The organism is Bacillus sp. ISO11, assembly GCF_003458115.1.
In the GTDB taxonomy this organism is placed as follows: domain Bacteria; phylum Bacillota; class Bacilli; order Bacillales; family Bacillaceae_G; genus Bacillus_A; species Bacillus_A cereus.
Genome location: NZ_QXCO01000026.1, coordinates 20,874 through 36,066 on the forward strand (window position 1 = coordinate 20,874; position 15,193 = coordinate 36,066).

Here is a 15,193-nt window from a genome sequence, read left to right on the forward strand (position 1 = left end):
ATGTATAAGTTAACGTTCATATCAAAACATATATAATAAGAAAATGAATCCCATTTTCTTTTCTTTATACTATTTTCTATCAGTTAACAAAAATAAAAAACAAGATTACACATCAAAACACTATGGTTATGTTGTAATCCCAATATATTATATATCATACAAATGCAATTCCATCAATTAATATGCTGGATTATCGGCTTTATGTTCACATAAATTTCAAAATTGACCCTTTAATTTATTATATTCCCCCACGTCATCACACCATAAACTCCCAATTTATTTTACGTTATCACACCATCCATTGTATAAAGGCATATAATTTGCATTAAGGAAACTTTCGTGTTCAAATGAAATTATCACATAACATATTTAAATGTATTGAAATAATGAGTAAGAATAAATACAATAATTTCATCAAGTTAACATTTTAAAGGGGAAAACTACTATGAATAAAGATATAACAAAAGATGAACATCTCCCTTCTGAAAGTACAACTGTACAATCAGCTCACTTAGCTTTAAGTGGAGAAACAAAAGGCTGGAAAAGACTGTTACCATTTTTAGGACCCGCTTTTATCGCGTCCGTTGCTTATATTGATCCTGGCAACTTTGCTACAAATATCGCAGCTGGTTCACAATATGGATATTTACTATTATGGGTTATACTCGCTTCTAACTTAATGGCTGTATTAATCCAAACTTTATCAGCTAAATTAGGAATTGCTACAGGAAACAATTTACCCGAAATAGCTCGTGAAAACTTTCCAAAGCCTGTGTCTATCGGCTTATGGATACAAGGTGAACTAGTTATTATGGCTACAGATTTAGCGGAATTTATTGGAGCTGCTTTGGGGCTTTACTTACTATTTGGAATCCCGATGCTACCTTCCGCTTTAATTACTGCAGCCGGATCATTTATTATTCTTGAGTTTCAACGTAGAGGATTTCGTCCACTAGAAGCTATTATTACAGGAATGATTTTCATTGTAGTAATTGCTTTTGGGATTCAAGTTTTTTATGCAAAACCAGAATTAAGCCCCCTTCTTTCAGGACTATTTATTCCAAAATTCCAAGGTGTAGACAGTATATTACTTGCAGCAGGGATTTTAGGTGCAACAGTTATGCCACATGCAATATACTTGCATTCTGCATTAACACAACGCCGCGTGGTCGGAACAACTGACGAACAAAAGAAAAAGATTTTTCGTTTCGAATTTATCGATATTATTATTGCAATGGTTATTGCTGGAGCAATTAATGCAAGTATGTTAATTGTTGCTGCTGCACTATTCTTTAAAAACGGCTTGCACGTTGAAGATTTAGATGTTGCTTACACTCAATTTACCAATTTAGTAGGTCCTGTATCGGCTGCATTATTTGGGATTGGACTTTTATCAGCAGGACTATCTAGCTCTTCTGTCGGTACAATGTCGGGTGATATTATTATGCAAGGTTTCATTCGCATGCATATTCCGTTATACTTACGCCGATTTATTACAATGATTCCACCATTAGTTATTATCGCTTTAGGTGTAAATCCAACTTACGCTCTAGTCATGAGCCAAGTCGTCTTATCATTCGGTATTGCATTTGCGCTAGTACCACTTATTATGTTTACAAGTAACAAAAAGATTATGGGTGCACTCGTTAACCACCGTATAACAACATTTATCGCTTGGATAATTGCAGCACTCGTTATCATTTTAAATATCTTCTTACTGTATCAAACATTTGTAGGATAATGAAAAAGGGTATTCCAATTTTAATTTGGAATACCCTTTTTGGATGAAATGATTTTCTTCTAGTTACCACTTATGTATGTCCCTCTTTCCGGCATCATGACACCATTTTCAGTTCGAAAGTAAAGTGGCAATCCTTCCGCAAAAAACATACTTACCTTGGACGGATTTTGCCTTTGATGATGGATATGTAAATGTGGCTCACTTGAACTTCCTGAGTTACCGACTTGAGCAAGAAATTCTCCTTCATTTACACGTTGTCCTTCTCTAACTTTAATGGACCCTTTCTTTAAGTGGGCAAGAATCAAAAATGTCTCTGTTTCATCTATCCGTAAATATATGTAATTCCCTGCCATTGACTGAAAATCATCCAATCCGGGAATTAAATCTTTTTCATCATTATTGATTGATACAACCGTCCCAGAAGCTGGTGCCATTACTTTCGCTCCATATATTCCGTAATCCTCTAACTTACTACTTTTCACTTCAGCAGGTGGAATGAGGATATCATATGCCCACCTTTCATTTGGCTTTATAACATGATAGTTCGTTTCTAACTGATCACCGCCCCAGCCTATTAATGCTCGTTCATTCAAAGGAACACGAACTACTGCTTTAGGACTCATAGATTGTATATCTGCTGGGTAAGCAATTCTACCTATATTAGCAAACCAACCGACAGGCCAAGCTCCAATGATAGAAAACAGAATGATTAAAAATAGCGTTCTATCTATCCGCTTTCTAAAAATGCCTTTCCAAAAAAATATTATTACTGATCCTACCAAGAGGAAAACTGAAATAAAACTAAAAGCCTGAATACTCCACCAAACAAAAACTGATGTAACACCATTAGCTACATAAACTAAGATCCAACTTATAATTAAAAAAGAAACTATAATCACTAATAAAAATTTCTTCCACATGTCGCATCCCTACTCTCATATCCTTTTTCTCAATGATACAAAGTAAAAATTACGACATATAAAAGAAATACTTACGACTTTCTTACTTTTTTATACTGCGGTAATTTCACAGTGAAAACTGTTTCTTTATCGTTACTACGTACAGTTAGATCCCCTTGATGGAGCTCGGCTATACTTTTTGAAATTGCAAGCCCCATTCCTTTCCCACCAGTATAAGAACTACGTGATTTTTCACTACGATAAAATTTCTCAAAAACGTAAGGAAGGTCCTCTTCCGGAATACATTGTCCAAAATTTTTAATTTCTACTTCAACATTCATTGTTTTATTGGAAATTCCAATTGCAATTTCCTTTCCATCTTTTCCATACATAATACTATTACCTATTATATTTTCAAATAGTCTCACTATAAGTGCCACATCAACTTCTACATACAGCACTTCATCACTTTTAATATAAAAGCTCATATTAGCATCATCTAATTGTGGTACAAAGCCAATCATGATTTGTTCAATTAATGCTTTCATATCTACTTCATCTTTATGTAATTCAATCTCTCTATAATTTATTTGACAGTATTCTAATAAATCATCTACTTGATGTTTTAATTCATAACTTTTTCGCTTTAATATACTTACATACTGTTCACATTCTTCTCCATTCGAATGGAGTTTATTTCCTAACAGGTCCGCATAACCGATTAAAGATGTTACTGGCGTTCGTAAATCATGAGAAATATTACTAATCATTTCATTTTTCATTTCCTGTGATTTTTTTTCATTCTCGATAGACTCTTTTAAACTTTTGGCCATTCTATTTACATTCGTCGCTAATTCACCAATCTCGTCATTTTTTGAAATAGGTATATGTACTTCAAAATTACCATTACTTATTTCCTTCACGTTCTTATTAATTTCAGACAATCTTTTCATCATTGTTTTTGTCATACATGCAAAGTATGTCGTAGTAAAAATCAAAAAAACTATAAAGTATAAAAATGAATATTTTTCCTCTAACGCATTAACATGACTATATATATTTCCAACTAAAATTTGAAGCACTATTATACTTACAGTCGCTAACAAGATGCTACATATGAAAGCTAAAAAAAATTTCGCCCTAATACCCTGTAAAGATCTAATCTTCAATTTTATATCCGACTCCCCAAACATTTTGTATAAACTTCGGTTCTTTTGGATTCTCTTCAATTTTATTTCTCAATCTTGCAATATGAACCATTACTGTATTATTACTTTCATAGGCTCTTTCGTTCCAAACGCTCTCATATATTTCTTCAATTGTAAACACACGATTCCTTGCGGCTGCCATTAAGTGTAAAATATCATATTCAGTTTTCGTAAGATTCATTGTTTCTCCATATAACATTACAGTTCTCGACACTTCATCTATTTCTAAACCTCTAATATTTATTTTCTTTTCCATTACTTGGACAGCATTTTGGTTGAAATATGTATACCTTCTTAATTGAGCTTTCACTCTTGCGATAAATTCAATTGTACTGAACGGCTTCACAATATAATCATCTGCCCCAGTACTAAATCCAATTACCTTATCGACATCCGATGATTTCGCGCTTAAAAACATAATTGGTAAACTATGTTTCTCTCTAATCCTTCTACACAATTCTATCCCATCCATTTGTGGCATCATAATATCCAAAATAGCAAGTTGAATACTGTTATTATTTATTATTTCTAAAGCCTCTTCTCCGTTATGAGCACTAAAAACTTTAAAACCTTCTTGCATTAGATTCACTTTTATAAATTGAACAATATCTTGATCATCATCTACAATTAAAATTGAATTTTTCTCCATATACAAACCTCTTTTTGAAATATATTCCACAATCAATTTTATCATAAATTAAAACCATACTCCCCTCTTGAATAATCTTTATTTTCAGACTAGATTATATAATAACAACACATTCTAGTTTCAAAAGAAATGGAGTGAAAGCATGTTTCCTATATTGAAAACAGACCGACTCATTTTAAGAGAACTTACCGAAGAAGATGCACCGCGTATACTACAATGCTTTTCTAATACTAATGTACTGCGCTATTATGGCCAAAAACCGTTACAAGATGTTGATCAAGTGAAACAAATCATTCATAACTTTAAGTTGAGTTACAATGCAAGAAGCGGTATAAAATGGGGAATCGAATTAAAAGACACGAAAGAACTCATTGGTACCATTGGTTTTCACGATTGGTCTTCTGAGCATAAACGAGCCAATATAAGTTATGCCTTTTTGCCTGAACACTGGGGAAAAGGATATGCGACTGAAGCTGTTTCTGAGGTTATATCATACGGTTTCCATACGATTCATTTAAAGCGGATTGGAGCAATTGTATTTCTTGAAAATGAAGCTTCCAATAAAGTACTATTAAAATTAGGCTTTGAAAAAGAAGGCGTTCTAAAAAATTATATGTATCAAGATGATGTCCCATATGATACGAATTTTTACGCTTTATTAAAATCGGTTTAATAGAATTCATGTGTAAAAAACCTTACTTTTAAAAAGTAAGGTTTTTTGTATTTATTCATTAGCAATATAAGCATTCTTATAAGTATAAATACCACCAAATTGATGCTTTTCAATTCCTTTTACATAATCCTTTTGTACATATGCTGAGCCAATATGATAAAGCGGCGCTACCGCAGCATCTTCTAATAATACCTGCTCGGCTTCTCGCAACGCTTCCCATCGGTTTTCCGTATCTAGTACAAAATCCGTTTTCGCTTTCTTTATTAATTCATCGTAATGAACATTAGAATAATTCATTTTATTATTCGGATTCCCTGTCGTAAATAACTCTAAATAACTAATTGGGTCTTTATAGTCAGGTCCCCAATTTGCCATAGTTATATCGTAATCACCTGTTTGTTCTAACTGTAATTTTTGCTTAAATGGCTGTTGTTTAATTTGTATCGCGATTCCTTGCAAATTCTTTTCTAAATCACCTTTTATATATTCTGCCATCCGTTTTGCATTATCTTGTTCAAACGTTAAAAACTCGAGGTTTACTTGCTCTACTTCAAGCTCTTTTTTCGCTTCTTTCCAAATCTTTTGCGCATTTTGCAAATCATATGAAGAAAGATCTCCGTTTTCTTTTCTAAAATCTTTACCGGTCACTTCATTTACATGACCAACTGGTACAAGCCCGCTTGCAGGTTTTGCTCCGTTATTAATAAAGTGAGCAACAAAATCATCTTTATTTAACGCTAATGAAATAGATTGACGCACTTTTTTATTTGCTAACGCGGTATTTTTTTCATTAAAACGAAGCATGGCAATTCCAGGATCACTCGACATATGTAATTCCTTATTCCCTCTATACTTGTCTACAATTTGCGAATTAATAGGTACTCGATCCAAATCTCCGGCTTCATATAAATTTACAGCTGTCATTGTATCCTTTACGATATGAAAGTTTATTTCGTCTAATTTCACTTTCTTTCGATCCCAATATGCAGCATTCTTCTTTAATTGAAACTCTTGTTCATGCTTCCATTTTTCTAATACAAATGGCCCATTATATATGAGATTACTAGGTTCCAATGCATAATTGTTTCCTTGTTCTTTCAAAAATGATTCATGCTGTGGTAAGTATATAGGTAGTGCTAACAACTGTAAAAAATACGGAACTGGCTGTTCCAGTTCAACTTCTAACGTATAATTATTTATTGCTTTAACCCCAAGTGCATCAAGAGGCATTGTTCCCTTATTAATCTCTTTCGCATTTTTCACATAAAAGAGCATGTATGCATATTGAGATGCCGTTTCAGGGTTAATTGCACGTTTCCATGCAAATATAAAATCATTTGCTGTTACATTATCTCCATTTGACCATTTTGCATCTTTACGCAAGTTAAATGTATATTTCTTACCATCTTCACTTCTTTTAAACGATTTTGCTACTGCTGGAGTAGGCTGATCTTGATCATTTAATACATATAACCCTTCAAATATGTTTTGCATAACGTGTGCTGATGTACCATCCATCGTTTTCGCAGTGTCCAGAGAAGGAATTTCTTCTGATACTGTTACATTTAACACTTGTTTTTTAACCTCTGTATCACTTTTATTCGCTTTATTATTACAAGCTGTTAATAATAAAGATGTAACAAGTGCCATTACCATTAAATGGCTCTTTTTTCGCTTCATGAGTTGTTCTCCTTAAGTATAAAATATTATAAAGCGTTATATATTATAGCAGAAATATGAACAGAAAGATGCGACATTCTTTTGAATATTTATTCGTTCAAGAAAAAAGCTATCCTTTTAAAAGGATAGCTTTTTCAACTGCCACATAATTAGTTATCTTTGCAAACCTCGTTTATAACGACTTGCTTCAAATATAATACGCTCTTCATCTAACGTTTTACATTCGCCATTCCAAACGACACGTTTTCCGTTAATAATTACATCGCTTATATCTTTTCCACTAGCAGCATATACAAGGTGTGATAACACTTCATCCGCTGGTTGTAAATGAGGCTTATTAGACGGATCAATTGTAATGAAATCAGCACATTTTCCAATCTCAAGTGATCCTGTTTGTTTCATCCCGATTACTTCAGCAGCTCCTTTTGTCGCAAGTGTAAGAGCTGTTTCAACTGGTAAAGCTGTTGCATCTTGGTGAATACCTTTTTGTAGTAAAGTCGCTATGCGCATTTCTTCAAACATATCTAAATTATTGTTAGATGCAACACTATCTGTTGCAATTCCTACTTTTATTCCTGCTTCTAGCATCGCTTTTACATTCGCTATACCAGAACCTAGTTTTAAATTACTATTCGGATTATGAGCTACTCGAACGTCATGTTCTGCTAAAAATGCACGCTCATCTTCATTTAATACTACACCGTGTGCAATAACTGTTGGGCGTTTAAACAATCCGCAGCTCGCTGCATATTCTACTGGACGTTTTCCATATTGTGCTTCAATATCACGTACTTCACGCTCTGTTTCAGAAAGATGGATATGAACCATCGTTTGATTCTCTACTGCAATCCGTGCGCACTCTTCTAACAATTCTGTACTACATGTATATGGACTATGTGGTGCAACCATCGTAGTTAACATGCCACTTTCGTTATAGTAACGCTTCACATATTTCTCAGCTTCTTCAATCGCTTTCTTTTCATCGTCTTTCGTTCCGAAGCTAAATAAAGTCCTTGAAACAGCAGCTCGCATCCCGCTCCTTGATACCGTTTCCATAATTGCGTCTTGATCTACTCCAATTGGATTAAACATGTCAGAGAATGATGTTGTACCACTTTTCACCATCTCAAGTAATCCTAATTCCGTACTAGCGACCGCAATTTGGGGAGTAAATTGACTTTCCAGTGGCCAAATTCTCGTCTCAAGCCACGGCTGTAATAACATATCATCGCCAATACCTCTTAGGAGACTCATTACAACGTGTGTATGTGTATTTACAAGCCCTGGTAAAACCCACTTTCCTTTCATATCAATTACTTCATCTACTTCAAAATCATTAGCGAATTCTCCGCTCTTTACATCTATAATTTGATCATTTTCTACAATGATATATCCATTTTCTATCACTTCGTTTTGTTCATTCATCGTTACAATTGTAGCGTTTACATAAGTTGTTTTCAAAAGTATTTCCCCTTTCAACTCTATGAAGTTCCCTTTAATAAGTTACCACCATTATAGTAACTTATTAAAGATTAAGAGTCAAAAGATAATTTGAATTCTTTCGTTACTTTTTCCTTCAAAATGCTATATTGTTTTTCATTTGTATCTGCAAATGCTTCTTTCCGATTTGATTCCACATCCATATAATTCAATTTCCCATTGAATTGAGTCTCTGTAAAATCAAATCTCTGCCCATCTATAAAGTTATAAAAGTGCCATACCTCTCTTACTTTTGTCTTTTTAATTTCTCCTCCATATATGTCTTGAACGACTAGAGCCGTTACACCACACTGTCCCTTTGCTGGGTTTTCAATTGTCCACTTTGAACTCGTTTCAATCGACCACGATTTTATTAGTGCTTCATATATTCTTTTTTCCTTTACATCATCCATTCTAATCTTCCCCTACTATTAATAGTTTTACACATCATATTTCAAAAGAGGCAGTACACGACCCTTAAAGACAGTTGATGGTGTCTCTCCTATTAACTGTGCCCCCATTTTCAAGTAATATCCTTTTGCATTCGGATCACTATCAATCGTAAAACTTTTTAATCCTAGTTCATTGGCTTTTTCTATTACGTACTCCCAAAGTATTTTCCCGTAACCTTTTCCTTTGTAATCAGGATGAATGTACAAGAAATCGAGAGCTTTATCATTACGTAAAAATGAGAAAAAACCAATCTTCGCATTATCGTTTTCTAAAACATATACAAAATTATTTTTTATGTATTCTTCTGTAATTGTTAAATCTTCCTTACAAGCAAGTATGAATTCTTCACTATAATCCCACGTTGCTTTTGATTGTAGTGCGAATTCACTTAATTCATTTGCTTCACTTAATAACGCTTCTCTTATCTTCATGATTCTTTCTCCTCACCTTCGATATGTAAACTACTAAATTGATTCGGAAAGCACTTCAAAAAACCTTTTTTTTCATAAATTAGAGGTTATTTTTATAAATCTTTATTATAACCAGTACAATTTTTTTAAAGAAAAAGAACACCATCCCTAAAAGTTGGTGTTCTCTTTTTCTAAAATTTAATCTTCAAACTCACTCATTCGTTTTACTATTTCGTACGATACAAACCTATACAGTTTCTACTACCGCTTCAAGCATTGTTCCATTTTTAGCATAATTCGTATGCCAAGAAAAAGCTTTTTCTAAAATATGAGGAGTTTGTCCACCTCTTGTTTTTGCTTCTTCGTAATAAGCACGTAGTTGATCACGATACATTGGATGTGCGCAATTCTCAATAATAAGTTCCACTCTTTCTCTTGGCGCAAGTCCCCTTAAGTCGGCATACCCCTGTTCAGTAACAATAACATCTACATCATGTTCAGTATGGTCTACATGAGAAACGAAAGGAACAATACTTGAAATGTTACCACCTTTCGCAATCGATTTAGTAACAAAGATAGCTAGGCGTGCATTTCTTGCAAAATCACCAGACCCACCAATTCCATTCATCATTTTTGTACCTAAAACGTGAGTAGAGTTAACATTTCCGTATATATCTAATTCTAATGCAGTATTAATTGAGATTAATCCAAGGCGACGAATGATTTCAGGATGATTGGAAATCTCTTGCGGACGCATCATTAATTTGTCACGATATTTTTCAAAGTTAGAAAATACTTGTTGCATTTTCTCTTCAGAAAGCGTGATAGAACAACAAGAAGCAAAATTGACTTTTCCAGCATCCATAAGATCAAAAACTGCATCTTGTAAAACTTCAGAATACACTTCTAAATCTTCAAATTCTGAATCTAACATTCCATGCAATACTGCGTTAGCAACTGAACCAATTCCTGATTGTAACGGCGCTAAACGATTTGTTAATCGCCCTATTTTAACTTCTTCTCGAAGGAATTCTATTAAATGCTGTGCCATAATGACCGTTTCTTCATCCGGAGGAACAATTGTCGATGGCGAATCCAATTGATTCGTAAACACAATTCCCTTTACTTTTTCAGGATCAATTGGAATACCGATTGTTCCAATTCGGTCATCTGTTTTCACAAGCGGAATTGGAAGCCTCTCCCCTTGTTTACCTGGTTCATATAGATCATGTAGTCCCTCTAATTGCGTGGATTGAGCCATATTCATTTCAATAATAATAGACTTAGCATTTAAGGAAAACGCTAAGGAATTTCCAATTGAAGTGGTTGGAATAATCATTCCGTCCTCTGTAATCGCAACCGCTTCCAAAATAGCGAAATCTATATCCAGAACGTCAGCGCGGAGTAACTCTGCTGTATGAGATAAGTGTTGATCCACAAATAAAAAGTCTCCGTTATTAATTCCTTTTCGCATCGTCGCGTCAGCTTGGAAAGGTAATCTTTTCCCTAAAATTCCTGCCTCAGCAAATAATTTGTCTACATCCGAGCCTAAAGAAGCCCCAGTATAAACATTTACTTTAAAAGATTCATCATTCTTAACTCGGTTTACAAGCGCAAATGGGACTGCTTTTACATCACCTGCACGTGTAAACCCACTTAAGCCTAAAGTCATTCCACTTTGAATCCAGGAAGCTGCTTCTTCAGGTGTAACTACCCGATCTTTTAGACGTTGATCTCTGATTCTATCTAAATTATTCTCCATATGTAATCCCTCTCTCATTGAATATTCATAATTATTTTACACATTTACACTATCAAAATAGGGATTTTAGTATACAATGCCGAAAATTCAGACAGAACAGCAAATTTAGGTTCTAAAGCAGAAAAATTTAGAATCCTAGAAGCTTACGGAAATAACTAGCGTATGATTGACTAACTGGTACTCTCTCACCATTATCCATCGAAAGTACAAAAGTAGAATGGGTATCAGGATAAATCGCTTTAATATGATTAACATTTACAATAAATGAACGGTGACATCTAATAAATGAATCTTTAGGAAGCAAGTATTCGAATTCTTGCAGAGAGTATTTATGTGTTCCTGATAACTCTTCTGAATTCACGTACGTCTTTTTATCTTTAGCCTCTAAATACATAACCTTTGAAAAAGGAACCGGAATCCAGCCATCTGTTGTTTTTAAAGTAACGACTGACTTTCCATCCGTTAAAGCTGGATAAATTGCCGTTACGCACCCTTCAAGCTTTCCATTGTTTGAAAATGGTACAGCCATTCCATGATAAGGAATACCAAAAACATCCCGATTCATAAACTCAGATGTTTTTTGATTCATCACCATCGCTTTATGAGCAATCGTTCCTTCCTTTATAGAATCCCCAGCGCTAATCTTTAAATCAATTCGTTTACTTGGCCGATAGTAAATATATTCTTTCGTATTCGAAACAGCAATTGAAATTTCATCTGAAAATAATTCACCAACAACATCTAGTAATAAACCTAATGTTCTATCTTCCATTCTATTAACACCTCATTCACTATTATACTACTATTATGAACGAGCATCTGTTGCTTTATAAAAAGTTTGATTTTAAGTTACTTTTAAAATTAGTTTTATTCACTATTACTTCGTTACTACAAAAAGCCTCACTTCAGAAAAGTGAGGTTTCCTCTCATACAATATTTCTTTATTTTTTAACGACTATAGAATAAGATTTATTTTTTATTAAGTAAAGTGAATTTAAGAATTTATTGCCCGTATTTCTGTAAAATAAATAATCCCAAACTACAAACAGTTTGGGATTATCTTTCTCATTTATTATGCGCATCTAACCAAGAAATTAAATCTTTAAATACTTCATCCTTATTTACTTCATGAAACATTTCATGTCTACCATTTTCATATAAACGTAGTGTCACGTCTTTCACACCACATTTTTTATAGTTTTCATATACTTCTTTTACACCTTTCCCCATATCGCCAACAGGATCACGATCACCAGAAAATATATGTATTGGAAGATTCTTTGGCGTCTTCTTGTATTCTTCTAGTTTATTTACTTCTAATACACCAGAAAATAATTCTCGGTAAAAACTTGTCGTACAAATGAAACCACATAACGGATCCGCAATATATTTATCAACTTGATTATTATCTGAAGATAACCAATCAAATTTTGTACGATTTGGCTTAAAGTTCGAATTGAAGTTTCCGAAAGATAAAAAGTTTAGCATTGGACTTTTCGTTTTTGCCCCGCGCAATTTCATTTCGATTGTTGCTACTTTATGACCAATAGCTCCTAAAAGCCCTGGATTTCCACCTGTTCCTGAAATCAGAAATCCATCATATAATTCGCCTCTAAGTTGCACAGCACGTCTTGATAAAAAAGAACCCATACTATGGCCAAGTAAAAATAACGGGCATGTCTGCTCTTTTCTTACCGTTTCTGATACAAAAATAACATCAGACACAGCCTCATTCCAACCTACATTTGGTTTAAAATGACCATAATCTTCTTCTCTTTTCACTGTTTTCCCATGACCTTTATGATCATGTGCATAAACACCATACCCTGCTTCTAATAACGCAGCAATAAAGTCTGTATAAACACCTGCATGTTCTGTCATACCATGTGCAATTTGAATAATCCCTTTCGGTTTACCTTCTGGCAACCACTTGCGTAAATAAAATTCTGATCCATCCAATGCCGTAACGAAACTTTCCTGTACGTTCATTTCGTCAGCTCCCAACTCTATTATGTATCTTTAAAAATGAATATCGATTCATTTTTCTTACTATGTATTATATGCAATTGCCTTCATTATGACAAATGACTCACTTTTCCAATTAGCTCAATAACTATTATGTTGACGAACCGAAAATAAAATTATATAGTTACTTACATAAAGTAACTATATAATTTTTAGGAGGTTTCTACTATTATGATGCCATCATTATTTTTAGCACATGGTTCGCCTATGCTCGCTATTCAAGATACAGACTATACACGATTTTTAAAAACACTTGGAGAAACATATAAACCGAAAGCAATTGTTATTTTCACTGCTCACTGGGAAAGTGAAGTATTAACGATTTCCTCATCAGATAACGAGTATGAAACAATTTATGATTTTGGAGGTTTTCCCCCTGAGTTATACGAAATCAAATATCGTGCGAAAGGCTCTTCTAGCATTGCATCTATGTTAGAAACAAAATTTAAGAACAAAGGTATTTCAGTCCATCATAATATGACGAGAGGTTTAGATCACGGTTCATGGACACTCCTGCACCGCATGTATCCAGAAGCAAATATTCCTGTCGTGCAAATATCAGTCAATCCATTCCTTTCTGCAAAAGAACAATTTGAAATTGGAGAAGCACTTAAAGGACTCGGACAAGAAGATATTTTAGTAATCGGGAGTGGTGTTACCGTCCATAACTTACGAGCTTTGAAATGGAATCAAACTACACCTGAAAAATGGGCAATTGAATTTGATGATTGGATTATTAAACATATGCAGCATAACGATAAAGATGTATTGTTTAATTGGGAGAAAAATGCTCCTCATGCACAATTAGCAGTACCAAGAGCAGAACATTTTGTTCCTTTATTTATCGCTATGGGAAGTGGTGAAAATAGCGGTGAAGTCATTCACCGTAGTTATGAGCTTGGTACATTAAGCTATCTATGTCTTAAATTTTAAAGAAAAGGATGAAGCAATCATTGCTTCACCCTTTTTTTATTCACTAAGTTAACTAACTTCCAAATGTTGTTTCTCTGATACCTCTTCGTTCTTATTATGAAAATAAACCCAGATACACGCAATAAATAATAGTGATGATGTAGAGAGGAAAACATATTGGAAGCCTGCATGTGCTGCAATTTGCCCCCCGAGCACTGGACCAATCATATTTCCTAAAAACTGAAATGATTGATTATATCCAAATATCCGTCCCGTAACATGGGTTGGTGTATGTTGTTTTAGTAGAGTTTGTACGGAAGGTAATAATCCTGCTTGTGCGATACCTAATAAAAATCGAAGAATTAATAGTTGCCAAGCTGAGGTTACAAATGCTTGCGGGATAAAAATAATTCCTGCAGCAAATAACGCTACAACTAACGTTTTTTGAGGACCGATATGATCTGATAATCTTCCTAGTCTTGGTGCTGCCAAAATAACGGCTAATCCTGTTGCTGACATAACTGCTCCCGCAATTGTTTCAATATGTGCAGTATGAGGACCTACTAAATTTTTCACGTACAATGTAACAATTGGTTGAACTGACATATTAGCAAGTTGAATAATAAATGTTGTTACAAATAAACTAATAATTAAATGCTTCGCTGGGACCATCGTCCATACTTTTTTCGGCTGTGTTTTTTTTGCTTGAGCAGAGTGATTTTCTTCATGCAAGAAGAAAAAAACGATGAGAAAGGAAAGGAATAAAAAAGCTCCTGTAACAAGAAAGACATGACGCATTCCAATTAACTCAGACAAATATCCACCAAGTAATGGACCAAGTAAAGAACCGCTCACGCCACCAGTTGAAATTGTAGAAATTGCCCAACCTGAATGTTCTTTCGGAGTTTCTGCTGCAATAAATGTCATTGCGGTTGAAAGGAAACCAGATACTGCTCCCATTAAAAATCTTAGTGCGACTAATTGATATACATCCGTTACAAACCCCATAAGCGTCATAATAATCGCCATACCGAGGCTAGCACGAATAAGCATCAGTTTCCGTCCATGTATATCACCAAGCTTTCCCCATATTGGCGATACGATCGCACCCATTAAAAATGTTACACCAAATGCAAGTCCCGACCACTGTGCAATACTTGAAGTGCCAGTTACTCCTAATTCCTCAATATAAAAAGATAAGAAAGGAATTACTAAACTCATACCGGCTGCAGTGGTAAAACAACCTAGCCAACAAATCATTAAATTTCGTTTCCAGCTGGCCATTTTCACACCTTCTTTCTT

14 protein-coding genes are annotated in these 15,193 nt (G+C 34.2%); 3 read left to right on the plus strand and 11 right to left on the minus strand.

Features of this window, described 5'->3' with window-relative positions:
* Positions 1 to 445 precede the first annotated feature (445 nt).
* Positions 446 to 1,741, plus strand: coding sequence for an Nramp family divalent metal transporter (locus D1166_RS22870; RefSeq protein ID WP_097862124.1), 1,296 nt, complete (start codon positions 446 to 448; stop codon positions 1,739 to 1,741).
* Positions 1,742 to 1,800: 59 nt separating this feature from the next.
* Here the strand turns inward: D1166_RS22870 and D1166_RS22875 are convergent, their stop codons facing one another.
* From D1166_RS22875 to D1166_RS22885, 3 genes are all read right to left on the minus strand, one after another.
* A complete protein-coding gene (locus D1166_RS22875; RefSeq protein ID WP_000265535.1) occupies positions 1,801 to 2,661 on the minus strand; it encodes a M23 family metallopeptidase in 861 nt (286 codons plus the stop codon).
* A gap of 71 nt (positions 2,662 to 2,732) precedes the next feature.
* A complete protein-coding gene (locus tag D1166_RS22880; RefSeq protein ID WP_114160070.1) occupies positions 2,733 to 3,833 on the minus strand; it encodes a HAMP domain-containing sensor histidine kinase in 1,101 nt (366 codons plus the stop codon).
* Entirely contained in the window at positions 3,799 to 4,497 is a 699-nt protein-coding gene (locus tag D1166_RS22885; RefSeq protein WP_000414526.1) for a response regulator transcription factor, read from the minus strand. The genes D1166_RS22880 and D1166_RS22885 overlap by 35 nt, the downstream gene beginning before the upstream one ends.
* A gap of 142 nt (positions 4,498 to 4,639) precedes the next feature.
* On the opposite strand from D1166_RS22885, the gene D1166_RS22890 reads away from it, so the two are divergent.
* The gene (locus D1166_RS22890) at positions 4,640 to 5,170 is read left to right on the plus strand and encodes a GNAT family N-acetyltransferase (protein ID WP_000483976.1); all 531 of its coding nucleotides are present in this window, start codon (positions 4,640 to 4,642) and stop codon (positions 5,168 to 5,170) included.
* Positions 5,171 to 5,221: 51 nt separating this feature from the next.
* Here D1166_RS22890 and D1166_RS22895 read toward each other — a convergent pair whose 3' ends face one another.
* The 7 genes from D1166_RS22895 to D1166_RS22925 form a co-directional block, all read right to left on the minus strand.
* The gene (locus D1166_RS22895) at positions 5,222 to 6,850 is read right to left on the minus strand and encodes a peptide ABC transporter substrate-binding protein (protein WP_000823519.1); all 1,629 of its coding nucleotides are present in this window, start codon (positions 6,848 to 6,850) and stop codon (positions 5,222 to 5,224) included.
* Positions 6,851 to 7,003: 153 nt separating this feature from the next.
* Positions 7,004 to 8,329 carry a bifunctional S-methyl-5'-thioadenosine deaminase/S-adenosylhomocysteine deaminase gene (locus tag D1166_RS22900; protein WP_118043437.1) on the minus strand — a complete coding sequence of 442 codons (1,326 nt, stop codon included), beginning with the start codon at positions 8,327 to 8,329 and terminating at the stop codon, positions 7,004 to 7,006.
* Positions 8,330 to 8,382: 53 nt separating this feature from the next.
* Positions 8,383 to 8,742, minus strand: coding sequence for a YunG family protein (locus D1166_RS22905; RefSeq protein ID WP_000342912.1), 360 nt, complete (start codon positions 8,740 to 8,742; stop codon positions 8,383 to 8,385).
* 27 nt (positions 8,743 to 8,769) lie between these two features.
* Positions 8,770 to 9,213, minus strand: coding sequence for a GNAT family N-acetyltransferase (locus tag D1166_RS22910; RefSeq protein ID WP_000701894.1), 444 nt, complete (start codon positions 9,211 to 9,213; stop codon positions 8,770 to 8,772).
* A 226-nt stretch (positions 9,214 to 9,439) separates the two neighbouring features.
* Complete coding sequence (locus tag D1166_RS22915; RefSeq protein ID WP_000429821.1) at positions 9,440 to 10,954, minus strand: acetyl-CoA hydrolase/transferase family protein; 1,515 nt, start codon at positions 10,952 to 10,954, stop codon at positions 9,440 to 9,442.
* Positions 10,955 to 11,081: 127 nt separating this feature from the next.
* Positions 11,082 to 11,726: a LytTR family DNA-binding domain-containing protein gene (locus D1166_RS22920; RefSeq protein ID WP_000390208.1), complete on the minus strand. Its 645-nt coding sequence runs from the start codon at positions 11,724 to 11,726 to the stop codon at positions 11,082 to 11,084.
* A gap of 293 nt (positions 11,727 to 12,019) precedes the next feature.
* Positions 12,020 to 12,943 carry an alpha/beta fold hydrolase gene (locus D1166_RS22925; RefSeq protein ID WP_097862122.1) on the minus strand — a complete coding sequence of 308 codons (924 nt, stop codon included), beginning with the start codon at positions 12,941 to 12,943 and terminating at the stop codon, positions 12,020 to 12,022.
* A 207-nt stretch (positions 12,944 to 13,150) separates the two neighbouring features.
* Here D1166_RS22925 and D1166_RS22930 point away from each other — a divergent pair, with 207 nt between their 5' ends.
* Positions 13,151 to 13,912: a DODA-type extradiol aromatic ring-opening family dioxygenase gene (locus tag D1166_RS22930; protein WP_097862121.1), complete on the plus strand. Its 762-nt coding sequence runs from the start codon at positions 13,151 to 13,153 to the stop codon at positions 13,910 to 13,912.
* Positions 13,913 to 13,960: 48 nt separating this feature from the next.
* On the opposite strand, the gene D1166_RS22935 is transcribed toward D1166_RS22930, so the two are convergent.
* Positions 13,961 to 15,175 carry a multidrug efflux MFS transporter gene (locus D1166_RS22935; RefSeq protein WP_000179301.1) on the minus strand — a complete coding sequence of 405 codons (1,215 nt, stop codon included), beginning with the start codon at positions 15,173 to 15,175 and terminating at the stop codon, positions 13,961 to 13,963.
* Positions 15,176 to 15,193 lie beyond the last annotated feature (18 nt).